Below are 24848 nucleotides of genomic sequence, written 5' to 3' on the forward strand. Positions count from 1 at the left end.
GGGGCGGCGGACAATGGTGCAATGGAACGCAACCACGCACCAGCGCAATGCCCGCAACAGTCAACCCCCGGCGGTTACCCGCCGGTGGTCGTCGCGGCATCATCGCTTGCCAGACACCGCTGGATCAGTGATCGAGGCCAAACGCGCTGGCGCGGGCAGATCCTCGGGGCGGAGGTTAAACGGCAGCAGCGCCTCAATCGCCTGCGGCGTTTTCGCCAGGGGCAGTTGCTCGAAGAGGTGGTTGAGGTACGCCCGGGGCTCGAGTTTATTCGCCTTGGCCGTCTCAATGAGGCTATAAAGCAGCGCGCTGGTCTGTGCCCCTTCGGGACAACCGGCAAACAGCCAGTTCTTCCTTCCGACCACAAAGGGACGAATGGCATTCTCCGCCTGGTTATTGTCGATCTCCACCTCGCCATGATCGAGGAAGACCAGCAGCGTCGGCCACTGATTCAAGGCATAGCCAATCGCCTTGCCCAGCAGACTCTTTGGCGCCACGCGCAGCACATGGCGATCCAGCCAGGCCTTGATCTGTTCGATGATCGGGAGGCTGAACGCCTGGCGCTCACGCACCCGGGTATCCGCATCCGCCCGCTCAAGACGCAAGCGCTTCTCAATGGCATACAACTCGCCAATCATTGCCACCATCGCCTGAGCGAGCGAGGCCTCGCGCCCGGCGCCCGCCTCGACGAACTTGCGTCGCACATGCGCCCAGCAACCGGCATGGTCGATGATCTCCTCCACCTTGGCCAGTACGTGGTAAGCACTGTAGCCATCGGATTGCAGAATCAGCTCAATGGATGGATCGCTGCCGGGGGCATGCTCACCAAACAGCACCGCATGGGGGACAGAGGCCGCGCGCGAGGTCGCGTATTCAAACCAGCGCACCGCTCGCCCGGGCGGTCCCCCGCAAAACACCCAGATAAAAGACTCCTGGGTATTGTCCCGTCCGGGTTCGTTCAACACCTGCAAGCGGGTTTCATCGATGTTCAGCGTGGCGCCAAGCAGCAACTGCGCTTTGATCGCCTCCGCGATGGGAGCCAGTGGCGCCTGCAACTGCATCAGCCACCCGGCCATGCTCTGGCGCGGGATGTCGATCCCCTCACGGGCAAAGATCTTCTCCTGGCGATACAGCGGCAGGGCATCGACAAACTTCCCCGTCACGATCGAGGCCAGCAGCGAGGCATGGGCGATGGCCTTGGGGATAATCTGAGGCGCGCGTGGGGCGATCTTGATCCCGGCCTCCTCGTCCTCAACGCTGTCATCGACCGGGGCATACTTGGCACGCTTGTATTCGATGACATAGAGCTGACGCGGCAGATCAGCGAGCTGCTCGGAGACGTCATAGCCGATGAAATGCCAGTTCTCCCCGAGCGCGGCTTTCTCCTGCTCGGATAGATCAAGGATGCGCTCCACCCGGGTCAAATGCGCTGGCAGCGGTTTGCGCTTGGGCTGGCCTTTGGGCGGGTTGGTCTTGGTGTTCTCGCCCTTGGGCGGCTTGGTCTTGGCGTCCGCCTCGGCCTCAAGCTGGCCGATCAGTGCTTCAAGCTCTGTCTCATCAAAGAGGTTGAGCTGTCCATCGGGCACCTTGTCCGTGCTGGGACCAAAGCGTTTGCGGCGCAATAACTCAATGTACTCGAGCAATTGGTCAATGCGTTTGGCGTCGCCCTCAATGCGCTCCTGTTGTTCGGTGAGCGTCTGCGTCAACGCGTCCAATTGCGCGCGCAATTGGTGAATGATCCCGTGCAATTGAACGGGTTCATTGGGCAGCATTTGAATGGCGACTTCCATGGCGCGAATCATACCGATAAACCCTATCTGAATACAAGCTTTTTTGCATTTTAAATCAGATTAAAGCGCGCATGTTGATGTCCTTCGAGTTGCTTTGGATCGAGCCCTTCAAGCAGCCAATGCAATTCGCGCAATGAGAGGTTGACGGGATCTTTGCTGGTGGGTGATGGCCACCAGAAGCGCTGTTGTTCCAAGCGTCGGTACCATAACCAGAAGCCGTTGTTGTACCAATAGAGAATTTTGAGTTTGTCACGGGCGCGATTGCAGAAGACAAACAGGTGAGCGGAGAAAGGATCAGCGCCGAGGGTGTCGCTGACGATCCCCGCCAGGCCATCGATTTGCTTGCGCATGTCGGTAGCACCGGCGACCAGGTAGACGTGGGTATGGGTGCCGATGCCGATCATGCGTCACGCCCTTTGAGGAGGGCGATGAGCCGATGCAGGGTGGTGGCATCAAAGCCGGCGCTGATGTCTAGGCGCAGTCCGTCAGGAAAGTGAAGACTGAGCGGTGAACCGCTGTGGGGTGTCGGTTCGCTGATCCAGTGCACCGGAACCAGGGTGCAAGCCGGTTCTTGCTCGCGCCCGGGGGTGGGCGTTGCGCGCTGGCCTTCGCGGCGAAACACCTCACGCCAGCGCGCGAAACTCGACACGGAAATGCCGTGGCGTCGGCAGTACTCGCCTTGGGTCAGACCACTGTCCCACCATGCGTCGGTTAAGGTCCGCCATTGCTGGCAAGTGCGTCGCTTTTGTACCATGCGGATGCTCCTGTCGTGGTTGATCAGGTCGGCATCTTGGCGGGGCGGCGCTGGCGGGGCTAGATGTAGTTCGCTGATCGCTTACGTAGATAGTGCCTGACCGAAAACTCGATTTTTTTACAAACCTCTGGCGGACCCAGTAGCGAAAAGCACATTGTGTCTACCGCCTTTCTGCGCTGACAGGTGGGTTGACGCGATTAATGCGAATGGAGGATAGAGGATAGGAAATCCAGAGGATAGGAAATCCAAACCACCCTGGGGATCCAGTACGCGTGTCAGTGCGGATATTATCGGTCGATGAGAGAGGATAGGAAATCCAAACCACCCTGGGGATCCAGTACGCGTGTCAGTGCGGATATTATGAGGATAGGAAATCCAAACCACCCTGGGGATCCAGTACGCGTGTCAGTGCGGATATTATCGGTCGATGAGAACGAGGTCAACGGCGGAAACACGCCTGCTCGCCCGTTTTGAGGGGCGCAGGACGGACTTGGTTGCGTGTTTTGAGCGAAGTTGGGCGCGGGCGGGCGAACTGAAGACAAACGCCCTTGGCGCCTTGTCTGGTGGGAAAAGGCGTGGCTACCAAGCGACGCGTTGATCGAACTCGAACTCCGGCTCGGGTTGAGCAAAGTCATCCCAGTCCGGTGCTGGCTCGGGCGCATCATCCCAGGCGGGTGGTCCGCGCGCGGGAGCGATGGGCGGAGGACGAGGGGGTTCGCCGATATGGGTGAGAATCTGCCCAATGGGCGCGGCCTCGGTGATGAATGCGATCAGGCGCATGTCCGCGCCACAATTGGGGCAAGTCAGCGGCAGCGACTCGAACAGACGGGCCAGTAGCATGACCCAGAGATAGCGTGCCGGTGAGCGAGGAGGCGCGGCTGGCTTGGTGGTGGCAACCTCGGGAGTCTCGTGCGGCTCATCACTGAGATCCCGCCCATACGCGGTCGCCTCGGCACGCCACGGCGAATTGGGGGGCCAGCACCCCATGGTAGCGATGGCGATGACGCCGTGGAGGTGGAATCAGCGCCGCGAGATGGTCGATAAACTCAAGCGGCGTGAGCGTCAACACTGTCGTGCCATCGCGCAGCGGTTTGGGCAACCGATAGATCACCCGTTCGCCATCGATCAGCTCCAGACGTTCAAGGGCAAAGGGCGGGCGTGCACAATAACGCAACAAGCGCTCCAGTCCGGCACGATCTTGGGCAGCGATGCGTACCTCGGCATCAAGGGAAAATCCGCTGTTGTCCCAAGCGAGCATCTCGCGCACATCGTTTGGCTCAATCAACCCGTGGCGGGCAAACCAGCGTAGCACCCGCACGCGTACCCGTTCCGAGATGATAGCGAGATCGTCGGCGGTCAGCTCCGCGGCGGGGTGAAAATGCAGGGATTGTGAGACATCACCCTCCTGCTCAACCGGCTCGAAGACACCGTCGATGACACAACAGTGGCAGTGGACATGACGATTGAGAGACGAGCCAAACCGGTGGATAAAGCTCACCGCGCCAAAGCGCGCCTGGGCATTCGCGGAACTGCTTCTGCGCAAATGCGCCTCAATGACGCGCATGAGAATTTTGAGCACGGCGCTGAGCGCTCGCGGCTCGCGCTCCAGGTACCAGCGTAAGCGCTTGGGTACTGAAAGAACCCACTGGCGCACCGGCAGTGGCGGTATGACATGATCGACCAGATGGGCAGCTGTTTCAGCCATGCGTCGCGCGTTGCACGAAGGACATACCCCGCGCCCCTTGCAGGAGAACGCCACGAGAAAGTCATGACCACAGTCAGGGCAGCGTGCACGAGCAAAACCGAAGGCGAGAATGCCGCACTCCAGGTAGCGGCGAAACTCCCGCTCGACATAAGTCGGCACGCGCGGCGCGCCCCAATCCTCCTCTCTCGCGAGAGCGAGAAAAGACTCCAGATGCTGTTGCACGATCTGGTAGAGCGCGGTGTGCTCCGGACAGCGGCGACGATAGGCCACCATCGGGCGGTGTGATGCGGCGACGGCCATGATGGAGTGCTGGTGGAGCCACAGCAATGAACTGTATAAAAATACAGTATAGTCGTCATGCGAGGGTATTGGCGGGTGGGCGAGAAACACCGTCAGCCCCGACCAAAGGGTGAGCAGGCTGGTGAGAACCTTCTCGCGCCGAGTCCGACGGCGCGCCCATGCTGAAAAGCGAGAACGCGCGCCTGAACGGCTGGACCTTCGTCGACATCCGCGGCCGCGACCTCGGGCGCTGGATCGCGGAGGCCAAGCAGGTGGTGGCCGAGCAGGTTGCGCTGCCGCCCGGTTATTCGCTCACCTGGTCAGGCCAGTACGAGTACATGCAACGCGCCCAGGAGCGCCTGACCATGGTGGTGCCGCTGACGCTGCTGATCATTTTCGTGCTGCTGTATCTGACCTTTGGCCGCGTATCAGAGGCGCTGTTAGTGATGCTGTCGCTTCCCTTCGCGCTGGTCGGTGGCCTGTGGTTGATCCATCTGCTCGACTACAACCTGTCGATTGCCGTCGCCGTCGGCTTCATCGCGCTCGCCGGCGTGGCGGTCGAGTTCGGCGTCATCATGCTGGTCTACCTCGACAACGCCCTGGCCGACGCCCGCCGCGCCGGAACTCTGGCGAGCGAGCAAGACCTGAAAGCCGCCATCGAGGAAGGCGCGGTGCTGCGCATTCGCCCCAAAGCCATGACGGTCGCGACCATCTTTGCGGGCCTGCTCCCCATCATGCTGCAAGGCGGGGTTGGCTCCGAGGTCATGCGCCCCATTGCCGCCCCCATGGTCGGCGGCATGGTCACCGCGCCGCTGTTGAGTCTGTTCGTGCTGCCGGCGATCTATTTGCTCTGGCGGCGGAATACAGGACAGCTTATGAGCACCGATAGTGTTCCACATGTCATCGCCGACCTGAAAATCTAAGCCTCTAGCCGACGTGAACATGTCGCTAAGAGTTTCTTCTCTGATCGCCCGTGACGCGGAGGCTGAACGCCGCCGCAGGCTGTTAGCGGTGCCGAAGAAATATCGACACAAACGCGGGGGAAAACCGCGATAAAACGCTCGTATTCGAGTTGATCAAGTAACATAAGGGGCTTAAAACCGTCACGCCAGCGATTGCTCGGGCCTTGCTTCCAAGCGGGCAAGCTCGGCAAGGGTCATTTCCTCAATCAATTCCCCAAAGGCAACAGTCGGTTGCCAGCCAAGCGCCTCCCTGGCCTTGCGGTTGTCTCCAACCAGAAACATCGGCTCGCTTGGGCGGAGAAACTGCGGGTCTATGACCACATGCTCTTGCCACTTCAAACCCAGCGCGGAAAAGGCGTGCTCCAGAATGTCCTGCACGCTATGCAGCACGCCGGTTGCAAAAACGTAATCGTCCGGCTGGTCGTGCTGCAAGGCAAGCCACATGCCGCGCACGTAATCGCGTGCATGGCCCCAGTCCCGTCGGGCGTTGGTGTCGCCGAGCTTGAGGACTGATTCCTGGCCAGCCTTAATAGCCGCGGCGGTGCGGCAAATCTTCTTGGTCACAAAATTCTCGCCGCGCCGCGGCGACTCGTGGTTGTACAAAATGCCGTTCACGGCAAACAGCCCGTGGGCGTCCCGGTAGATGCGCACCATCTGCGTGGCGAAAGCCTTGGCACAGGCGTACGGACTAACTGGCGCCATCGGAGTCTTCTCGCTCTGTGGGCTTTCCTCCGGACGGCCAAAAATCTCGCTCGAGGCCGCGTGAAAGAACCGGGGTTGTCGCGGCAAATCGCGCAAAATCTCAAGCAGGCGCAAGGTTCCCATGGCCGTGAACTCACATGTGGTCTCGGGTATCTCAAAGCTCAGCCCGACATGACTTTGCCCGGCGAGATGATAGATTTCCCGTGGGGCCACCCGAGTCAGCACGCGGCGCAAGGTTGTGGGGTCGTCAAGATCGGCGTAATGCAAAAATAGCCGCTGGTTGTAGAGGTCTTTGTTCGCGTAGAGATGCGCAAGCCGACTGCGCTCCAAGCTGCTGGTGCGGCGCACCGCGCCATGCACCGCATAACCCTGCTCGAGCAGCAGTTCCGTCAGGTAGGAGCCATCCTGCCCAGTGATGCCAGTAATCAAGGCAACCGGCGGGTTGGAATCGACCGGGGCATTGCGCCCCACCTCGACAGACTCATTCATGGCGATCCAGCACCGTGTATCCCTCACGCGAGCACAGTGCATCGCGTTCGGCTTCCTTCAAGTCCTCGCGCATCATTTCCTCCACCAGTTCTTCAAAACCGATACGCGGCGTCCAGCCAAGCTCCGTGCGCGCCTTGGTGGCATCCCCAAGCAGGGTTTCAACCTCGGCGGGGCGGAAGTAACGCGGATCAACCGCGACAATGCAGGCACCGCTGTTCGTGTCATAGCCCTTCTCTTCCACCCCGTGCCCTTGCCACCGGATGCCGATGCCGACCGAGCCCGCGGCGGTTTCGACAAACTCGCGCACGGAGTACTGCCTGCCGGTGGCAATCACATAGTCTTGCGGGCTTTCCTGCTGCAGCATCAGCCACTGCATTTCCACATAATCCCTGGCGTGGCCCCAGTCCCGCTTTGCGTCCAGGTTGCCCAGGTAAAGGCATTGCTGCTGGCCCAGCTTAATGCGTGCCAGCGCGCGGGTAATCTTGCGGGTCACGAAGGTCTCGCCACGCAGTGGACTTTCGTGATTAAACAAAATACCGTTACAGGCATAGAGCCCGTAGGCTTCTCGGTAGTTGACGGTAATCCAGTACGCGTAGAGCTTGGCCACCGCATAGGGCGAGCGGGGATGGAAAGGCGTGGCTTCCGTCTGCGGCACCTCCCGCACTTTCCCGTAGAGCTCCGACGTGGATGCCTGATAGAATCGGGTTTTTTGTTCCATCCCAAGAATCCGGATCGCCTCAAGCAGCCGCAACGTCCCGATGGCGTCTGAGTTCGCCGTGTATTCCGGCTCCTCGAAGCTCACGGCCACGTGACTTTGGGCTGCCAAGTTATAGAGTTCGTCGGGCTGCACCTGCTGCATAATGCGGATTAGGCTGGAGGAATCCGTCAAGTCCCCATGATGCAGAATAAAGCGCCGCTCCGGCTCGTGCGGCCCTTGGTAAAGATGGTCAATACGATCCGTGTTGAACAACGAGCTGCGGCGCTTAATGCCATGGACTTCGTAGCCTTTCGCGAGCAAAAGCTCGGCCAGGTAGGCGCCATCCTGGCCGGTGACGCCGGTTATCAGTGCTTTTTTCATCGTATCTAGCAAATTGTGTGTGAAAAAGGAGTCTGTGGCGCCGAAGCAATCGACCAACCGCAGACGCGTCTTGGTGGGAGAGCCTATCATAAAAATGTCGCGCGGGTGGGACACGGGGGGGCGCGAGTGATAAACTACCGCGTTAACGCTACGAACTGGCGAGAGGCCTGCCAGGCCCCGGTACCTCCGGTATGTCTGACAATAAAAAATTTAGCTGCAAGCTGTCCAAATCGTCGTGATCGCAAACACGAGAATAGCCACTCCAAGAGCGCTTCAATGGCATCCCTTGTGGCGTTATCGGGGCTTCATCCTCGGTAGCGTCAAGCGGGAGTTCCAGTCCAAGTATCGCAGCTCCATGCTCGGGGCGGCTTGGAGTGTGATTCAGCCGCTATCAATGATTTTTGTCTACACCGTGATCTTCTCCCAGATCATGCGGGCCAAGCTGCCAGGCGCCGACAGCACCTTCGGCTACAGCATCTATCTGTGCGCTGGCATCATCACCTGGGGCCTGTTCGCGGAAATCACCGGTCGGGCGCTGAACATCTTTATCGAAAACGCCAACTTGCTAAAGAAACTCAGCTTTCCGCGGCTGTGCCTACCAACCGTCGTCGTCCTTGGCGCCGGACTTAACTTCGCCATCATTTTCGGCCTTTTCCTCGGATTTCTGTTCGTCACCGGCAATTTCCCCGGCTGGGCCATCCTGGCCCTGTTGCCGCTCCTGCTACTGCAGATCGCCTTCGCGATAGGTCTGGGCATTACCCTGGGTGTGCTCAACGTGTTTTTTCGGGATGTCGGCCAACTGTTCAATGTCGTGCTGCAGTTCTGGTTCTGGCTCACACCCATCGTCTATCCCGTCACCATCCTGCCGGAAAGCGTGCGCCCGTTCATGGCACTCAATCCCATGACCCCACTGATGGGCGCCTATCAAGGCGCTCTCGTAAGCGGCCAGTGGCCAGACTGGTATAGCCTCTGGCCGGTGAGCCTGCTGACCTTGCTGCTAATCGCCTTGGGTTACCGCCTCTTCCGCAAGCACGCCGGTGAGATGGTGGACGAACTCTAATGGGCGCGATCACCGTTTCCAATCTTGGCAAGGCCTACAAGCAATACCCGACCCGTTGGGCGCGCCTGAAAGAATGGCTGGACCCGCGAAACAAACCCCGTCATCACCTGCACTGGGTGCTGCAGGACATCAACTTCGCCGTCCAGCCCGGCGAGGCCGTTGGCATTATCGGCATCAACGGCGCCGGCAAGAGCACCCTGCTCAAGATGATTACCGGTACGACCCAACCCACCACAGGAAGCGTACACATCGGCGGCCGGGTCGCCGCGCTACTGGAACTCGGTATGGGCTTCCATCCCGACTTCACCGGCCGGCAGAACGCCTATATGGCTGGACAATTGCTGGGTTATCGGGTCGAAGAGATTGCCGCTTTGATGCCCGAGATCGAGGCATTTGCGGAGATCGGCGACTATATCGACCAGCCGGTACGGGTCTACTCCAGTGGCATGCAGATGCGCCTTGCCTTCAGCGTGGCGACCGCCAACAGGCCCGATGTGCTGATCGTAGACGAGGCGCTCTCGGTCGGCGATGCCTATTTTCAGCACAAGAGCTTCGACCGCATCCGCGAATTCCGTAAGCAAGGCACAACGCTGCTTCTCGTCAGTCACGACAAACAGGCCATTCAAAGCATCTGTGACCGCGCCATCCTGCTGAATGCCGGCAAGCTCGCCATGCAGGGTGAGCCAGAGGCCGTGATGGACTACTACAACGCCATGTTGGCCGATCATCAGAATCAGAAGGTCACTCAAACGGCGCGTGAGGACGGAAAGATACAGACCGTTTCAGGGACTGGCGAGGCTACGGTTTCCGACATCCTCCTGGTGGATGCCGAGAATAACGCCCTAGATGTCGTCGATGTGGGGCAAGCGGTGCATTTGCTGATCGAAGTCGCCATTCACGCTTCGCTCGAAAGACTGGTGCTCGGTTACGCTATCAAAGACCGACTGGGGCAAATGGTTTACGGCACTAACACCTACCTCAAAGGAAAGCCCTTGCTTAATGTATCCGCGGGGGAGCGCTACCGTTTTGATATCAGATTTCCCGCCAACTTGGGGCCGGGCAGCTATTCCGTTGTTACCGCCCTAACCAGCACTGAGACCCACATTGAAAAAAACTACGAATGGCGTGATTTCGCCCTTGTTTTTAACGTAGTAAATATCAACAAACCTCACTTCGCAGGCGTATCCTGGTTAGATCCCAAAATTTCGGTGGTTGAGGCATGACGGACAATTTTTATCATGCCTTGGAAGAGCGATTCCGTGGCCCGCGTGAGACTGTCACGCATCGTCTGCGAATTTACTTACCCTTTCTCCAGCCATTTCAGCATTCAATTCCTGCCGCGAAAGCCACTGACTTGGGTTGTGGTCGCGGTGAGTGGTTGGAACTTCTCGCGGAAATTGGCTTCGATGGTCAGGGAGGATAGAGGGAGGATGGAGGATGAGGATGAGGATGAGGATGAGGATGAGGATAGGAAATCCAAACCACCCTGGGGATCCAGTACGCGTGTCAGTGCGGATATTATCGGTCGATGAGAGGATAGGAAATCCAAACCACCCTGGGGATCCAGTACGCGTGTCAGTGCGGATATTATCGGTCGATGAGAACGAGGTCAACGGCGGAAACACGCCTGCTCGCCCGTTTTGAGGGGCGCAGGACGGACTTGGTTGCGTGTTTTGAGCGAAGTTGGGCGCGGGCGGGCGAACTGAAGACAAACGCCCTTGGCGCCTTGTCTGGTGGGAAAAGGCGTGGCTACCAAGCGACGCGTTGATCGAACTCGAACTCCGGCTCGGGTTGAGCAAAGTCATCCCAGTCCGGTGCTGGCTCGGGCGCATCATCCCAGGCGGGTGGTCCGCGCGCGGGAGCGATGGGCGGAGGACGAGGGGGTTCGCCGATATGGGTGAGAATCTGCCCAATGGGCGCGGCCTCGGTGATGAATGCGATCAGGCGCATGTCCGCGCCACAATTGGGGCAAGTCAGCGGCAGCGACTCGAACAGACGGGCCAGTAGCATGACCCAGAGATAGCGTGCCGGTGAGCGAGGAGGCGCGGCTGGCTTGGTGGTGGCAACCTCGGGAGTCTCGTGCGGCTCATCACTGAGATCCCGCCCATACGCGGTCGCCTCGGCACGCCACGGCGAATTGGGGGCCAGCACCCCATGGTAGCGATGGCGATGACGCCGTGGAGGTGGAATCAGCGCCGCGAGATGGTCGATAAACTCAAGCGGCGTGAGCGTCAACACTGTCGTGCCATCGCGCAGCGGTTTGGGCAACCGATAGATCACCCGTTCGCCATCGATCAGCTCCAGACGTTCAAGGGCAAAGGGCGGGCGTGCACAATAACGCAACAAGCGCTCCAGTCCGGCACGATCTTGGGCAGCGATGCGTACCTCGGCATCAAGGGAAAATCCGCTGTTGTCCCAAGCGAGCATCTCGCGCACATCGTTTGGCTCAATCAACCCGTGGCGGGCAAACCAGCGTAGCACCCGCACGCGTACCCGTTCCGAGATGATAGCGAGATCGTCGGCGGTCAGCTCCGCGGCGGGGTGAAAATGCAGGGATTGTGAGACATCACCCTCCTGCTCAACCGGCTCGAAGACACCGTCGATGACACAACAGTGGCAGTGGACATGACGATTGAGAGACGAGCCAAACCGGTGGATAAAGCTCACCGCGCCAAAGCGCGCCTGGGCATTCGCGGAACTGCTTCTGCGCAAATGCGCCTCAATGACGCGCATGAGAATTTTGAGCACGGCGCTGAGCGCTCGCGGCTCGCGCTCCAGGTACCAGCGTAAGCGCTTGGGTACTGAAAGAACCCACTGGCGCACCGGCAGTGGCGGTATGACATGATCGACCAGATGGGCAGCTGTTTCAGCCATGCGTCGCGCGTTGCACGAAGGACATACCCCGCGCCCCTTGCAGGAGAACGCCACGAGAAAGTCATGACCACAGTCAGGGCAGCGTGCACGAGCAAAACCGAAGGCGAGAATGCCGCACTCCAGGTAGCGGCGAAACTCCCGCTCGACATAAGTCGGCACGCGCGGCGCGCCCCAATCCTCCTCTCTCGCGAGAGCGAGAAAAGACTCCAGATGCTGTTGCACGATCTGGTAGAGCGCGGTGTGCTCCGGACAGCGGCGACGATAGGCCACCATCGGGCGGTGTGATGCGGCGACGGCCATGATGGAGTGCTGGTGGAGCCACAGCAATGAACTGTATAAAAATACAGTATAGTCGTCATGCGAGGGTATTGGCGGGTGGGCGAGAAACACCGTCAGCCCCGACCAAAGGGTGAGCAGGCTGGTGAGAACCTTCTCGCGCCGAGTCCGACGGCGCGCCCATGCTGAAAAGCGAGAACGCGCGCCTGAACGGCTGGACCTTCGTCGACATCCGCGGCCGCGACCTCGGGCGCTGGATCGCGGAGGCCAAGCAGGTGGTGGCCGAGCAGGTTGCGCTGCCGCCCGGTTATTCGCTCACCTGGTCAGGCCAGTACGAGTACATGCAACGCGCCCAGGAGCGCCTGACCATGGTGGTGCCGCTGACGCTGCTGATCATCTTCGTGCTGCTGTATCTGACCTTTGGCCGCGTATCAGAGGCGCTGTTAGTGATGCTGTCGCTTCCCTTCGCGCTGGTCGGTGGCCTGTGGTTGATCCATCTGCTCGACTACAACCTGTCGATTGCCGTCGCCGTCGGCTTCATCGCGCTCGCCGGCGTGGCGGTCGAGTTCGGCGTCATCATGCTGGTCTACCTCGACAACGCCCTGGCCGACGCCCGCCGCGCCGGAACTCTGGCGAGCGAGCAAGACCTGAAAGCCGCCATCGAGGAAGGCGCGGTGCTGCGCATTCGCCCCAAAGCCATGACGGTCGCGACCATCTTTGCGGGCCTGCTCCCCATCATGCTGCAAGGCGGGGTTGGCTCCGAGGTCATGCGCCCCATTGCCGCCCCCATGGTCGGCGGCATGGTCACCGCGCCGCTGTTGAGTCTGTTCGTGCTGCCGGCGATCTATTTGCTCTGGCGGCGGAATACAGGACAGCTTATGAGCACCGATAGTGTTCCACATGTCATCGCCGACCTGAAAATCTAAGCCTCTAGCCGACGTGAACATGTCGCTAAGAGTTTCTTCTCTGATCGCCCGTGACGCGGAGGCTGAACGCCGCCGCAGGCTGTTAGCGGTGCCGAAGAACGCGCTTTCTAGAGCGCTCGCTCTTGGTTAAGATCTCGCCTCCGTTCCTAGCGGCTGCGATGTCGGCTTTGGGTCGGCAACCTTCCCCGAGACTTAGGTTGGACCGCTCGCGATGTTTCCGCATCTTTGGCGCCACCTTCTCGGGTCGCTTCCCGGCCAGAACCGAACATTGACCAGGGAGGGCACCGGTGCCAGGATTCGACCAGACGGCCGAGGCAGAGCAACCTTTGCGGCCGCCGTTTGTTGCCGAACCCATGCAAGGATCCAACTGATCCTTGTCGCTCGGCAGATACCTCGCGTTTCGCGGGATAACAGGCCTTGCGTGGTGTTATCCGGAAACCATGCAATCACTGGTTAGGTTGCTTGCATGCCCCTCGATATGATGTATATATTATGGTTTTAAACGTGGTGGAAGAACAAGTCAAAATATGTTATTTTACAAAAGCATAAATCCCCTCAACATATTTACTTAGTAAAAAAAGATGGCCAATACACTTCCAAAGCGACTTCGCAAAGAACCATTATTAGACGCACTTTTTGAGTGTCGTTTTAATGCGCATTTTCCCGTGTCGAATATACTTCCTGGAATTTTGTTTTCGGAATTTGAAGGGGAAAAACAATTAGAACGACTTCCGCAGTCCGAAATACCTGAAGTAATACGGAAAAGCGATCCAAATCTACAATATGTTCCCCTCGTCCGCATTCGCTTTCAGAATTATAGCTTTTTGGTCGGTGATCGCAGTGTGGCCGTTGCCTGCCATTTGCCATACAAAGGATGGGATGATTTCAAGGCAACAATCATTAAATTGATTGGGGTGTTAAAGAAAAGCGGATTAGTTGATAAGGTTCTACGTTATTCCACCAAATATGTTGATCTTATTCATTCTAATGATCCTGCCGATCAAGTCGGCTTGGCTAATTTATCGCTGAGAATTGGCAGCCATAACTTAACTAATGAGTCATACCAAGTTCGGATGGAAATTCCCGTTGAAGGGTTCATTAATGTCATCCAGATTATTTCTGGAACGAAAGTAGGTTTTTACCTATTTCTTTTTAAGTTATCAATACATTTTGGAGATTTCATGAGAACGTATTTAGGGATTATGAGCAGCTACAGACAACCTAACTCAACGCTCCAGCGGACTCCGCTAACGATTCGCCGCTGAGCTCTGCGTTATACGGTGCTCGTATTAAGTCCGATTTCGCACGTTATGTAAAGCTTTACATAAGGGTCGGAAGCCGCCCTAGGACTGAGGTCGAACCGCTTGCGAATTTTCCGCATTTTTGACACCACCTTCTTGCAGCACTGATCGGCCACCTTCAGTCACTGGACTCTCGGTTAGGAGCGTCTGCTCAATTCGACAAACCGGAAATGGAATCCTGATGAATCCAAGCGGGTGACGCATTTTCTCAATGGATACCGGTTGAGGGAGCGAACGCTGGGCGCCGGGGCAACAGCCGGTGAGATGACCTAGGCGGCTGGCCTGGGATCTCGGAGGCAACTTGGCCGTTGTTCGTCAGGCGCAGGTGCGCTTCGGGCGGCAGCAACTCCTTACCTGTAACGAGAAGACTGCCAGCAGTCGGCCCATCGCCAGGGAAGAGCCGCCGCCAGTCCCGGTCTGGGCGGCCGATTGAGCCTGCTCGATCAGGTGCCTTTGCCTGGGCTGACTTTCCGCAATTGCCCGGGGGCACAAGTGATCAGGAGCACTTGCTCAGTGCGCCTTCGTAGCCGCGCGATGCTTAAACAGCAGCAGACAGGCCACGATGAAGATGACCAGCGCCAAGGATGCAGGGTAGCGGCTCAAGTCGAGTCCGCCGGCGGCCACTGGCTTGTCGAGCAGGTCGCCGAGCACGGCTCCCAGCGGCCGGGTCAGGATGAAGGCCAACCAGAACAGCAAGGTCCGTGAGATTTTGGTCTTGTAATACGCCAGTGCTAAGAACGCCAGCATGGCGCCGAAGATGAGTGCGCCGCCTTCATAGCCGAGGCCGGCGGTGTCTGCGGTCCAATCACCCAGGGCCGTGCCCAAGGTCTGGGAAAACATGATGGTCGTCCAATAGAGCCAGGGGTGAAATCTCTTGGCCTGTTGTTGGTCGGTGGTTGGCGCCGTTGCCGAAGCGCCCAGGTGCAGCCAGCGCTCGGGGATGCCACCGTAGGCCGTCAGAAAGATCCACTCGGCCGCGATTCCACGGCCACGGACCTTCTTAAGCAAGTCCAGCGCGTTGCCGTCCGGCAGGTTCATGTCCGACAGCACCACCAGCGGCTCCAGGTTACCCTCCAGCAGCAAGCGCTCCGCCTCGCTCGAGAGGTCAGGTTTACCCGGATGCCATTTTCAGGGCGAAACTGAACCGCCCAGCTGTCTTTGTGCACTAGCGTGCAGATAGCGGCCTTGATGTATGAGCCGACGGCCGCGCCTATTGATGTCGCGCACCGCCACCTGGCAGTGTCAGTGCAATGCCGCGAGCGCTGCCTCGGGAGCTTTGTCCAGGACGGTAAGCAGGGATTTGGCCGCGCCCGTGGGGCAACGCTTGCCCTGCTCCCAGTTGCGGATGGTCTCCAGCGGAACGTCAATGCGTTCGGCAAAGGCCGCCTGGCTCAACCCCAGGCGCTTGCGCACCCGGCGCGCGAACTTGGCCGCATCCAGCATGGCGTCTGCCTCATCGGCCTCGATGTGCTGGGCAATGTCGTCCTCAGTGGTGGCATCCACCCGCGCCGGATCGATGCGTCCCGGCAACATTGCCCCTGGGGCTGCGGGATCAAGTGTCATGCGTGCAGTGGTCATAGTGCTGGTTCTCGCGTCGGTTAGCTTTGCGTGCCGAGATGATGCGGATGACGTCCTGTCTGGGAGTGTAGACCACCACGAACAGGCGGTGCTCGATTTGGCCCATCAACTGGTAGCGCGCTTCACCATAGCTGTGGCGGGTATCGGCCTGAATCAGGCGATCCGGGTCAAGGAAGGCTCTGGCTGCGTAGGCGAAGTCGAAACCGCGCTCGCGAAAGCTCACGGAGTCTTTGTCACCAACCTCGTTGGCGATGAACTTCGCTATTGACCTCTATGCTCAGAAATTCGCCACCATTCCAGGAAGACCGCCAGATCCAGATGGCCCTTGACCACCAGCTCGATCGCCAGTGCCAACAGCACCAGCCCGATCACGTCATTGACCACGCAGGCGCCAAGGTCATGTCCTTGGTTAGCCAGGCTTTATGCCAGAACGCCTGGCGCTCGGCTTCAACAGCAACAGCAGTGGCGCCATGAGCAGGAAGCTGAGCGCGATCAGATCGAACACCTGGGTAAAGGCGAGCATCGAGGACTGGCGGCTGAGTTCATTGGTCAAGAGCGCCGCCGTCGCGGGGTCGTTCAGGGTGAGCCCCTGCACCTTGAGCCAATGCTCCAGCGCGGGATCAAACGGGTTGATGTAACCGCCCAGCCGGTTCCATTCCGCCTGGCCGAAGCGCGCATACCAGGTCGCGGCAACTGAGACGCCGATGGAGCTGCCGACACTGCGCGCCAGGTTGTAGAGACCGGCGCCGGCGTCGGTTGCCGAGGCCGGCAGCGTGGCATAGGCCTGCGTCGAGAGGGTGACGAAGATCAGCCCCATGCCGACGCCCTGCATGACCCTGGGCAAGATCAGCCAAATCGGACTGACATCCAGGTTGTACCAGGACATCATCCAGGTGGCGGTACCGGCAATGCACATTCCGGTGGCGATAATCCAGCGCGGGTCAACCCGGCCCGTGAGTTGGGCAATCAGCATCATGCCGAAGGCCGCACCGAAGCCGCGTGGCGCCATGACCAGGCCGGTGGTCTCCACCGGGTAGCCGAGCAACCGCTCCATAAACAGCGGCTGGATGGCGATGGTGCCAAAGAGCGCCAGCCCGAACGCCAGCATCAGCAGCGAGGCCACCGCAAGGTTGCGATCGCGGAACAGGCGCAGATCCACGATGGGCCGTTCTGCGACCAGCCCGCGCCAGATAAAAAGCGCCAGCCCCACCACCGCAATGATGCTCAGCACCAGGATGAAGTCCGAACTCCACCAACCTTCACCGTTACCACGGTCGAGCAGGGTTTGCAGGCTCTTGTCATTGTCAATCCCTGATGTGGAGCTTAGACTCATGCCCCGAGGCGCAAGGCGACTCCTTGAACGCCCTGCCGCCCAGGCTCCACACCGCACAGGCCATGAAGGCAATGAGCAGCCTGCTAGAAGACCCAATTGCAATCGTTCGTTATCCGATCTTTTTTCTCCCCGCCTCGTTCGTTGTGCTGTCGCTGGCAACTTGGATCGGCGCGTCGCACCTGCAAGGGCTGCGCGCGCAGATCGCCGAGATACGCGAGGACTACCGCGTCGTTGAGGGGGCGACGCTAACGCTCCTGGCACTGATCATCGGGTTCACCTTCTCCATGGCGTTGGACCGCTATGACCAGCGCAAGAACCTGGAGTCGGATGAGGCCAATGCCTTCGGGACGGAATACCTGCGAGCCGATCTACTTCCGGACGCGGATGGGGCGCGTGCGCGTGAGCTGATGGTGAAGTACCTCGATCAACGCATCCTGCACTACCGCACGCGCGACGAGCAGTCCCTGGCGCAAATCAATTTCGAGACGAGCCGATTGCAGAGTGCACTTTGGGCTGTTGTGGTGAAACCCGCCGAGGCGCAGCCTACCCCGATCATGGCGTTGGCGGTCAACGGCATGAACGACCTGCTCAACACCCAGGGTTATACTCAGGCAGCATGGGTGAACCGCATCCCACTTGCGGCCTGGGCACTGATGGCGTCGATCGCGATGTGCTCCGCACTCCTGGTCGGCCTTGGTTCCGGGGGCACCCGCTCGCCGTCGCACGCCCACTTTATCCTGCCGCTCGTCATCTCCATCGCCTTCTTTCTCATCGCGGACATCGACAGCCCGCGCCGGGGAATGATCCAGGTCCAGCCCCAGAACCTAATGTCGCTCGCCGACTCACTGAAGATCCCCTGACCACCGCCGGCGCGCCAACGTCAAAAAGACAGGCAGGAAGATCACAACGGGCTGCGAATGATTCGGGGACCAACGGGCAACCTGAGCTCATCTTGCGTTGTTCTAGACCGCCAATGAGGGGTTGATGATGGATAGCACGCTAAAAGGCACGATTCACCGTCAACGCGAGGCAATCGCGAGGACGCTGCACGAGCCCATCGCGCAGACCGCAGCTGCTTGTGTTGCGGCCTGGAGTGATCGTGGGCAGCTCAACGACGTCTTAATGGATTGCTGCCGACACATCCCCTCCTGCGGTGCGCTGTTTGTCGTGGATCGTGCAGGCCGGCAGATTAGCGACACCATCAGCGCAGCTGGAGCCGAACCGGCGGACTTTGGGCGTGATCGCTCGACGCGTCCCTACATGCGTGAGGCCGTTCCGGCGTGGGGCTTCCTGCTCTCGGATGCCTATGTCGGGCTCGTCTCGCATCGCCCATCGCTGACGGCCTTGCACGTCGTCCGCCGCGACTGGGAACTGCTGGGTTATGTTGGTGCGACCTTCAATCTCAAAGATTTGCCGGTGACGGCGAAGCTCTATGAGGACCTGCCCCACTGGCTCCAGATCAAAGGCGACCCATCGATTCGCAACACGGTGCTCTTGCAGACGCGTGTCGAAAGCCCGATAGATCAGAACCTCGATCAAGTCCTCAGCGTCATTGAGGAGCTGCTGGTCGATCGCGGGATGTTTCAGGGCGTGGTGCACTTTTCGAGCAGTCGGGCGACGGTGTGGACTGTGGATGATCCGTTTCGCTACCGCATCCTTGATCATGAGGCGCTCTCGGACCCGGACATTTGCCTGGTCTATCCCAGTCGAGCCTATTCGGCTGAGGCTGTGATTCCGCAGGCAAGCATCTCGCCCATCCTCAATGCGTTAAAGGAACTGCGATTGATGGACGATACCTTCTACCTGCGCTCCGCGTCGCTCAACCTGTTCAACGGCATGATTAGCCTGACCTTCTCCTGTGATGGCACGCACTACATGCGATACGACGAGTTCCTCGATAAGAACTTGACCTTCTGGGTAGGAAGCGCCACGGCCTAAGCCATGAGGCAGGTGGCCTTAGTCCCTATCCCACCTTTTACCGCTGTAGTCCGTTTCTCGGGTCGCTTTCCGGCCACGCCCCGCCAATCAGTTCAGACCGATCTGTGACCGAAAAGGGATCCGAAGCTGCCGGTCAGTGGTACACAATAAGGACTTGGCTCAGGCTCCTGTCGCTTTTGTCAAAAATCCAATATCCCAAGTTCCGCCGGAGATTCGTCATCGCGAGCCGCGCGGCCACGGACTCCTCTTTCTCCAACAAGTTGGGTACACTATCGACCGAACTGCCGGTAAGCAGTTGGGCTCAGATTCCCCGGCCCTTTAACCCGGCTCTGGACCCTCGCGCAGCGTGAATCCACCAGGGAACCTCTTGCGGGCATGAACAAAAAGGCCCTGACCGAAGCAGACATTCGCACCAAGTTCATCACGCCGGCGCTGATCGGCGCGAATGGAGGCAAGTGGGATCTCATGACCCAGGTGCGCGAGGAGGTCTATTTCACCAAGGGGCGTGTCATCGTTCGCGGCAAGACGGTGAAGCGTGGCGTCGCCAGACGGGCCGACTACATCCTCGTCTACAAACCCAACATCCCGCTGGCACTGATCGAGGCGAAGGACAACAACCACGCCGTCGGTGACGGGATGCAGCAGGCGCTGGATTGCGCGGAAATGCTCGACATTCCCTTTGTCTACAGCACCAACGGCGACGCCTTTCTGGAGCATGATCGCGCAACGACCACTGGAGCCGTCACCCGCGAAATCCCCTTGGACGCCTTTCCCAGCCCAGGCGAACTCTGGGCGCGCTATTGCCATGCCAAGGGGTTGGCCGGGGCAGAGGCAGCCATCGCGACCCAGGATTATTTCGACGACGGCTCCGGCAGGACGCCCCGCTACTACCAGCTCATCGCCATCAATCGCACCATCGAGGCCATTGCGCGCGGGGAGAACCGCATCCTGCTGGTCATGGCCACGGGGACGGGCAAGACCTACAGCGCCTTTCAGATCATCTGGCGGCTATGGCGATCCGGCGCCAAGAAACGCATCCTGTTCCTGGTCGACCGCAACATCCTTGCCGACCAAACCAAGACCAACGACTTTAAGCCGTTCGGTCAGGCCATGACCAAGATTACCAACCGCACGGTGGACAAGGCATTCGAGATCTATCTCTGCCTCTACCAAGCGGTGACCGGCACCGAAGAGGAGCAGAACATCTACACGCAGTTCTCCTCGGACTTCTTCGATCTGGTCTTCGTGGACGAGTGTCACCGTGGCAGCGCGGCGGACGACGCCGCCTGGCGCAAGGTGCTCGACTACTTCTCGACGGCGACCCAGATCGGGATGACCGCCACCCCAAAGGAGACCAAGGACGTCTCCAACATCGACTATTTCGGCGAGCCGATTTACACCTACTCCTTGCGCCAGGGCATCGCCGACGGCTTTCTCGCGCCCTACAAGGTCGTGCGCATCGGGCTTGACCGGGATTTGGACGGCTGGCGACCCGAGTCCGGGCAGACGGATAAGTTCGGTCATGCCATCGAGGATCGCGAATACAACGACAGCGACTACGACAAGAATCTGATCCTCGGGCGACGCACGGCCTTGGTCGCCGCCAAGATCACTGAGTTCCTCAAGGCGACTGATCGCTTCACCAAGACCATCGTTTTCTGCCAGAACATCGATCACGCCGAGCGCATGCGCCAAGCCCTGGTCAACGCCAATGCGGACCTGGCCGCCGCCAACAGCAAGTACGTCATGCGCATCACCGGCGACAACGACGAGGGCAAGGCCCAGCTCGACAACTTCATCGACCCCGAATCCACCTTCCCGGTCATCGCCGTGACCTCCCAGCTCATGTCCACCGGCGTGGATGCGCAAACCTGCGGCCTGATCGTGCTCGACAAGCGCATCGCTTCCATGACCGAGTTCAAGCAGATCATCGGCTGCGGCACCCGCATCAACGAGGATTACGGCAAGCTCTACTTCACCATCATGGATTTCCGCCGGGCCACGGCGCTCTTTGCTGATCCGGACTTCGACGGCGATCCCGTGCAGATCTACGAGCCAGGCCCCGATCAGCCGCCGATCCCGCCCGATGACGAACTCCCGCAAGAGGACGGCGAAGCCGGTGTCGAAGACGACAGCGATCCCTTCGGTGGCGACCAAGACCCGCCTGGCCCCGGCGTCACCCGCTATTACGTAGACGACGTCGAGGTCTGCGTCGTCACCGAGCGCGTCCAATATCTCGATGCTGACGGCAAGCTGATCACCGAGTCTCTCCGGGACTATTCACGCAAGACCCTGCGTAATGCATACAGCTCGCTGGACGCCTTCCTCAACGCCTGGAACGACGCCGACCGCAAGCAGGCGATTTTGGATGAGTTGGCCGCCAAAGGCGTCTTCCTCGACGAGCTGGCCGAACAGGTCGGCCGCGACTACGACGCCTTCGATCTGGTCTGTCACGTCGCTTTCGACCAGCCGCCGCTGACCCGCCGCGAGCGCGCCGACCAGGTGCGTAAGCGCGATGTCTTCAGCACCTACGGCGAGCAGGCGCGCGCAGTCCTCGATGCGCTGCTCCAGAAATACGCCGACGCCGGCATCCGCAGCGTCGAGTCCCTGGACATCCTCAAGGTGGACCCGCTGCCCGCCTTGGGCACCCCGGTTGAAATCGTCAAACTCTTTGGCGACAAAGCCGCCTATCTCGCCGCCGTGCGCCAACTCGAAACCGCCTTGTATCAGGAAGCCGCCTAACCCATGCCCAACGTCTCCAACCTGGTCAAGACCATCCAGGACATCATGCGCAAAGACGCCGGCACCTACGGCGACGCTCAGCGGCTCGAACAACTCGGCTGGATGTTTTTCCTCAAGATCTTCGATGACCGCGAGAAGGAGTTGGAGCTACTGCGCGACGACTACCGCTCGCCGCTCCCCGAACGGCTGCGCTGGTCCAATTGGGCGACGGACGACGAGGGCATCACCGGCGACGCCCTGCTCGATTTCGTCAACAACGACCTGCTGCCCAGGCTCAAGGCCCTGACTAGCGTTGGCGACCGCCTCGCCGGGCTCATCCGCATGAGCTTTGAGGATGCCAACAACTACATGAAAAACGGCACCCTGATGCGGCAGGTGATCAACAAGATCAACGGCATCGACTTCAACGCCTCCGACGACCGCCACATGTTTGGCGACATCTACGAAAAGCTGCTGAAGGACCTGCAATCCGCCGGCAATGCCGGCGAGTTCTACACCCCGCGCGCCGTCACCCAGTTCATCGTCGAGCAGGTCGATCCGCGTCTCGGCGAGACCATCCTCGACCCCGCCTGCGGCACCGGGGGCTTCCTCACCTGCGCCGTCGAGCACCTGCGCAAGCAGGCCAAGACCGAAGCCGACGAGCGCGGCATCCAGGACTGCTTCGCCGGCATTGAGAAGAAGCACCTGCCGCATGTGCTGTGCATGACCAACCTCCTCCTGCACGGCATCGACGTACCCTCCAATGTCCGCCACGACAACACGCTCGCCCGTCCATTGCGGGACTGGGGGCCGAAGGAGCGGGTGGACGTCATCGTCACCAATCCGCCCTTCGGCGGCATGGAGGAGGACGGCATCGAGGCCAACTTCCCCGCCGAATTCCGCACCCGCGAGACCGCCGATCTGTTCCTCGTGCTGCTGATGAAGATCCTCAAGCCCGGCGGCCGTGCGGGCCTGGTGCTGCCCGACGGCACCCTCTTCGGCGAGGGTGTGAAGACCCGCATCAAAGAAGCGCTGCTCACCGACTGCAACCTCCACACCATCGTTCGCCTGCCCAACGGCGTCTTCAATCCCTACACCGGCATCCGCACCAACCTGCTGTTCTTTACCAAGGGTGTTCCCACCACCCACGTCTGGTACTACGAGCACCCCTATCCGCCCGGCGCCAAGAGCTACAACAAGGGCAAACCCATCCGCATCGAGGAGTTCCAGCCCGAGCGCGCCTGGTGGGGCGAGGAGAAGGACGGCTTTAAATCCCGCGTGGAAAACGAGCAAGCCTGGCGTGTCTCCGTCGACCAGATCAAGGCCGGCAACTTCAACCTCGACCTCAAGAACCCGCACAAGGCCGACACCGGCCCCGGCAACCTGGACCAACTCCTGCCCGAATACGAACAGCTCCTCGACCAGATCGCCGAGACGCGCGCACAGTTAAAGGCACAGCTCATGGAAGCCCTGACGCGATGAAGGCCCAGGAACTCACGCTCTACCGCGACCTGCTCGGGGACATCAAGGCCCGTGTTCGCCAGGCCCAGCACCGCGCGGCCCTGTCTGCCAATGCCGAAATGATCCGCCTCTATTGGGATATCGGCTGCCTGATCGCCGCGCGGCAGGAGCGGGAGGGCTGGGGCGCTGGGGTCATCCCGCGACTAGCGACTGATCTGAAGAACGAGTTGCCGGAACAGAAGGGATTCTCTGAAAGAAACCTGAAATACATGATCCGGTTTGCCCGGGAATACGGTGTTCCGCCACTTGTGCCGCAGGCTGCGGCACCATTGGTGCAGCAACGCGCTGCACTTTCTCGATCCCCAAAAAATCCGACTATGACAATTGTGCAGCAGCCTGCTGCACAATCGCTCTTCCCGCTCGACATCATCCTTGGCCTGCCCTGGTTTCATCATGTCGTGCTGTTTGAAAAGATCAAAGACCTTCCGACCCGCCTCTGGTACGCACGGCAGACCCTGGACCAGGGCTGGAGCCGCGACACCCTCAGGGTGCAGATCAAGCAGCGGGCGCACGAGCGTCAGGGCGGAGCAGTCACCAACTTCGCCAGCACACTGCCGGAGGTTCACGCCAGCATCGCTCAGGGACTGCTGAAAGACCCCTACCTCTTCGCCAAAGTGGATCAACTGATGACCTTGATGGATGTGTTGGAAACGCAGCTCGCCGCCTCCCGCGCCACCGCCGCGAACCTACTCGACGCCCTCGTCGCGGAGCTCACCGCCGCCTGACCGCCCATGCCGCAATTCGAACGCTACTTCGGCATCGACTACTCGGGCGCGGAAACACCCGCCAAGAGCCTGAAGGGTCTGCGCCTCTACTCCGCAACGCGCACGGAGCCGCCCGCCAATATCCTACCGCCGCCGAGCCCGCGCAAGTATTGGACGCGACGCGGCCTCGCGCAGTACCTGGCAGAGCGGCTGGCGGAAGAGCGACCCACACTGGTCGGCATCGATCACGCCTTCTCGTTTCCCTTGGCCTATTTCGAGGCTCACCACCTGCCGCTCGACTGGCCGGCTTTCCTCGCGGACTTCCAATTGCATTGGCCGACCGATCAGGACATCTATGTCGACTTCGTCCGCTACGGAGACGTTGGCCGATGGGCGGAGCGTGTTTTTACTCTTTACGTTGCATCAAAACAACTTGCTTCCATAACGACCTTCCCTAAAAATATCTTCCATCCCCCCAGCTACCTCCAACTCCTCATCCGAGAGCTCTTTAGGCCGGGCGGGAATCACCAGATTAAAGACCTGCGCGGTGTTCTCCACTGCCTGCACCCGAACACCCTCAGGCACCTCGATACCCTCTGACTTGAGCGTCTCAGCGGGGTTTGCCAAGAGCCGCTGCTTAAAGGCCTCGTCGGCCCAGCACTTATTGATGAGTTGCTGATACTGCTTGGATTGGTCGTTCATGGTGTTTCCTATACAAGACCCTAGGTTGATGTATGCGCCGCTCATGGGCATCTTGCCCTGAGTCGTGCGTGCAGTCCAGCAGCGGCACGCTTGCCGAGTCAGATTGCCAGCTTCGCGATAGGCGACCAATAAACCGAATGGGTCCGGTGCACAAAAG

22 protein-coding genes and 1 pseudogene are annotated in these 24848 nt (G+C 59.8%); 10 read left to right on the plus strand and 13 right to left on the minus strand.

Annotated elements, in window-relative coordinates:
• Nucleotides 1–99: 99 nt before the first annotated feature.
• The 4 genes and pseudogenes from tnpC to Thiofri_RS02380 form a co-directional block, all read right to left on the minus strand.
• Nucleotides 100–1800 (minus strand): IS66 family transposase, encoded by a 1701-nt coding sequence (tnpC, locus tag Thiofri_RS02365; protein ID WP_009150011.1) that lies wholly within the window; start codon nt 1798–1800, stop codon nt 100–102.
• Nucleotides 1801–1838: 38 nt separating this feature from the next.
• Nucleotides 1839–2192 carry an IS66 family insertion sequence element accessory protein TnpB gene (gene tnpB / locus Thiofri_RS02370; protein WP_009150010.1) on the minus strand — a complete coding sequence of 118 codons (354 nt, stop codon included), beginning with the start codon at nt 2190–2192 and terminating at the stop codon, nt 1839–1841.
• The gene (tnpA, locus tag Thiofri_RS02375) at nt 2189–2542 is read right to left on the minus strand and encodes an IS66 family insertion sequence element accessory protein TnpA (protein ID WP_009150009.1); all 354 of its coding nucleotides are present in this window, start codon (nt 2540–2542) and stop codon (nt 2189–2191) included. Before tnpA ends, tnpB begins: the two co-directional genes overlap by 4 nt.
• A 579-nt stretch (nt 2543–3121) precedes the next feature.
• Nucleotides 3122–4547: pseudogene (locus Thiofri_RS02380) on the minus strand (transposase).
• A 158-nt stretch (nt 4548–4705) separates the two neighbouring features.
• Between Thiofri_RS02380 and Thiofri_RS02385 the strand changes: the two are divergent.
• Nucleotides 4706–5449: a CusA/CzcA family heavy metal efflux RND transporter gene (locus tag Thiofri_RS02385; protein WP_456129290.1), complete on the plus strand. Its 744-nt coding sequence runs from the start codon at nt 4706–4708 to the stop codon at nt 5447–5449.
• A gap of 180 nt (nt 5450–5629) precedes the next feature.
• Here Thiofri_RS02385 and gmd (Thiofri_RS02390) read toward each other — a convergent pair whose 3' ends face one another.
• Both gmd (Thiofri_RS02390) and gmd (Thiofri_RS02395) read right to left on the minus strand, forming a co-directional pair.
• Nucleotides 5630–6679, minus strand: a complete 1050-nt coding sequence (gene gmd / locus Thiofri_RS02390) for a GDP-mannose 4,6-dehydratase (protein ID WP_009150006.1) — start codon at nt 6677–6679, stop codon at nt 5630–5632.
• Nucleotides 6672–7757 (minus strand): GDP-mannose 4,6-dehydratase, encoded by a 1086-nt coding sequence (gene gmd / locus Thiofri_RS02395; protein WP_040857777.1) that lies wholly within the window; start codon nt 7755–7757, stop codon nt 6672–6674. The genes gmd (Thiofri_RS02390) and gmd (Thiofri_RS02395) overlap by 8 nt, the downstream gene beginning before the upstream one ends.
• 235 nt (nt 7758–7992) lie before the next feature.
• Between gmd (Thiofri_RS02395) and Thiofri_RS02400 the strand changes: the two genes are divergently transcribed.
• Both Thiofri_RS02400 and Thiofri_RS02405 read left to right on the plus strand, forming a co-directional pair.
• On the plus strand, nt 7993–8817 hold the full coding sequence (locus Thiofri_RS02400) for an ABC transporter permease (protein ID WP_009150004.1): 825 nt from the start codon (nt 7993–7995) through the stop codon (nt 8815–8817).
• Nucleotides 8817–10040 (plus strand): ABC transporter ATP-binding protein, encoded by a 1224-nt coding sequence (locus tag Thiofri_RS02405; protein WP_009150003.1) that lies wholly within the window; start codon nt 8817–8819, stop codon nt 10038–10040. The genes Thiofri_RS02400 and Thiofri_RS02405 overlap by 1 nt, the downstream gene beginning before the upstream one ends.
• Before the next feature lie 526 nt (nt 10041–10566).
• Here the strand turns inward: Thiofri_RS02405 and Thiofri_RS02410 are convergent.
• A complete protein-coding gene (locus Thiofri_RS02410; RefSeq protein WP_323705829.1) occupies nt 10567–11991 on the minus strand; it encodes a transposase in 1425 nt (474 codons plus the stop codon).
• Nucleotides 11992–12149: 158 nt separating this feature from the next.
• On the opposite strand from Thiofri_RS02410, the gene Thiofri_RS02415 reads away from it, so the two are divergent.
• Both Thiofri_RS02415 and Thiofri_RS02420 read left to right on the plus strand, forming a co-directional pair.
• Nucleotides 12150–12893 (plus strand): CusA/CzcA family heavy metal efflux RND transporter, encoded by a 744-nt coding sequence (locus Thiofri_RS02415; RefSeq protein WP_456129290.1) that lies wholly within the window; start codon nt 12150–12152, stop codon nt 12891–12893.
• A gap of 581 nt (nt 12894–13474) precedes the next feature.
• Nucleotides 13475–14158: a TIGR04255 family protein gene (locus tag Thiofri_RS02420; RefSeq protein WP_009150001.1), complete on the plus strand. Its 684-nt coding sequence runs from the start codon at nt 13475–13477 to the stop codon at nt 14156–14158.
• Between the two features lie 546 nt (nt 14159–14704).
• On the opposite strand, the gene Thiofri_RS02425 is transcribed toward Thiofri_RS02420, so the two are convergent.
• The 5 genes from Thiofri_RS02425 to Thiofri_RS02445 all read right to left on the minus strand — a co-directional run bounded on the left by Thiofri_RS02425 (nt 14705) and on the right by Thiofri_RS02445 (nt 17105).
• The gene (locus tag Thiofri_RS02425) at nt 14705–15277 is read right to left on the minus strand and encodes a COG4705 family protein (RefSeq protein ID WP_009150000.1); all 573 of its coding nucleotides are present in this window, start codon (nt 15275–15277) and stop codon (nt 14705–14707) included.
• 159 nt (nt 15278–15436) lie between these two features.
• On the minus strand, nt 15437–15772 hold the full coding sequence (locus tag Thiofri_RS02430) for a helix-turn-helix domain-containing protein (RefSeq protein WP_009149999.1): 336 nt from the start codon (nt 15770–15772) through the stop codon (nt 15437–15439).
• Nucleotides 15747–15995: a BrnT family toxin gene (locus Thiofri_RS02435; protein WP_009149998.1), complete on the minus strand. Its 249-nt coding sequence runs from the start codon at nt 15993–15995 to the stop codon at nt 15747–15749. Before Thiofri_RS02435 ends, Thiofri_RS02430 begins: the two co-directional genes overlap by 26 nt.
• A gap of 38 nt (nt 15996–16033) precedes the next feature.
• A complete protein-coding gene (locus Thiofri_RS02440) occupies nt 16034–16156 on the minus strand; it encodes a hypothetical protein (protein ID WP_255324729.1) in 123 nt (40 codons plus the stop codon).
• 25 nt (nt 16157–16181) lie between these two features.
• Nucleotides 16182–17105 carry an MFS transporter gene (locus tag Thiofri_RS02445; RefSeq protein ID WP_083848518.1) on the minus strand — a complete coding sequence of 308 codons (924 nt, stop codon included), beginning with the start codon at nt 17103–17105 and terminating at the stop codon, nt 16182–16184.
• Nucleotides 17106–17128: 23 nt separating this feature from the next.
• Between Thiofri_RS02445 and Thiofri_RS02450 the strand changes: the two genes are divergently transcribed.
• The 5 genes from Thiofri_RS02450 to Thiofri_RS02470 all read left to right on the plus strand — a co-directional run bounded on the left by Thiofri_RS02450 (nt 17129) and on the right by Thiofri_RS02470 (nt 24010).
• Nucleotides 17129–17965: a bestrophin-like domain gene (locus Thiofri_RS02450; RefSeq protein ID WP_223296789.1), complete on the plus strand. Its 837-nt coding sequence runs from the start codon at nt 17129–17131 to the stop codon at nt 17963–17965.
• Between the two features lie 124 nt (nt 17966–18089).
• The gene (locus Thiofri_RS02455) at nt 18090–19043 is read left to right on the plus strand and encodes a PDC sensor domain-containing protein (RefSeq protein ID WP_009149996.1); all 954 of its coding nucleotides are present in this window, start codon (nt 18090–18092) and stop codon (nt 19041–19043) included.
• Between the two features lie 375 nt (nt 19044–19418).
• Nucleotides 19419–21785: an EcoAI/FtnUII family type I restriction enzme subunit R gene (hsdR, locus tag Thiofri_RS02460; RefSeq protein WP_009149995.1), complete on the plus strand. Its 2367-nt coding sequence runs from the start codon at nt 19419–19421 to the stop codon at nt 21783–21785.
• 3 nt (nt 21786–21788) lie between these two features.
• Nucleotides 21789–23246, plus strand: coding sequence for a type I restriction-modification system subunit M (locus Thiofri_RS02465; RefSeq protein WP_009149994.1), 1458 nt, complete (start codon nt 21789–21791; stop codon nt 23244–23246).
• Nucleotides 23243–24010, plus strand: a complete 768-nt coding sequence (locus Thiofri_RS02470; RefSeq protein WP_009149993.1) for a DUF1016 N-terminal domain-containing protein — start codon at nt 23243–23245, stop codon at nt 24008–24010. The genes Thiofri_RS02465 and Thiofri_RS02470 overlap by 4 nt, the downstream gene beginning before the upstream one ends.
• Nucleotides 24011–24412: 402 nt before the next feature.
• On the opposite strand, the gene Thiofri_RS02475 is transcribed toward Thiofri_RS02470, so the two are convergent.
• Complete coding sequence (locus Thiofri_RS02475) at nt 24413–24742, minus strand: NHLP leader peptide family RiPP precursor (RefSeq protein ID WP_323705830.1); 330 nt, start codon at nt 24740–24742, stop codon at nt 24413–24415.
• Nucleotides 24743–24848: the final 106 nt, after the last annotated feature.

It is taken from the genome of Thiorhodovibrio frisius (genome assembly GCF_033954835.1).
Lineage (GTDB): Bacteria > Pseudomonadota > Gammaproteobacteria > Chromatiales > Chromatiaceae > Thiorhodovibrio > Thiorhodovibrio frisius.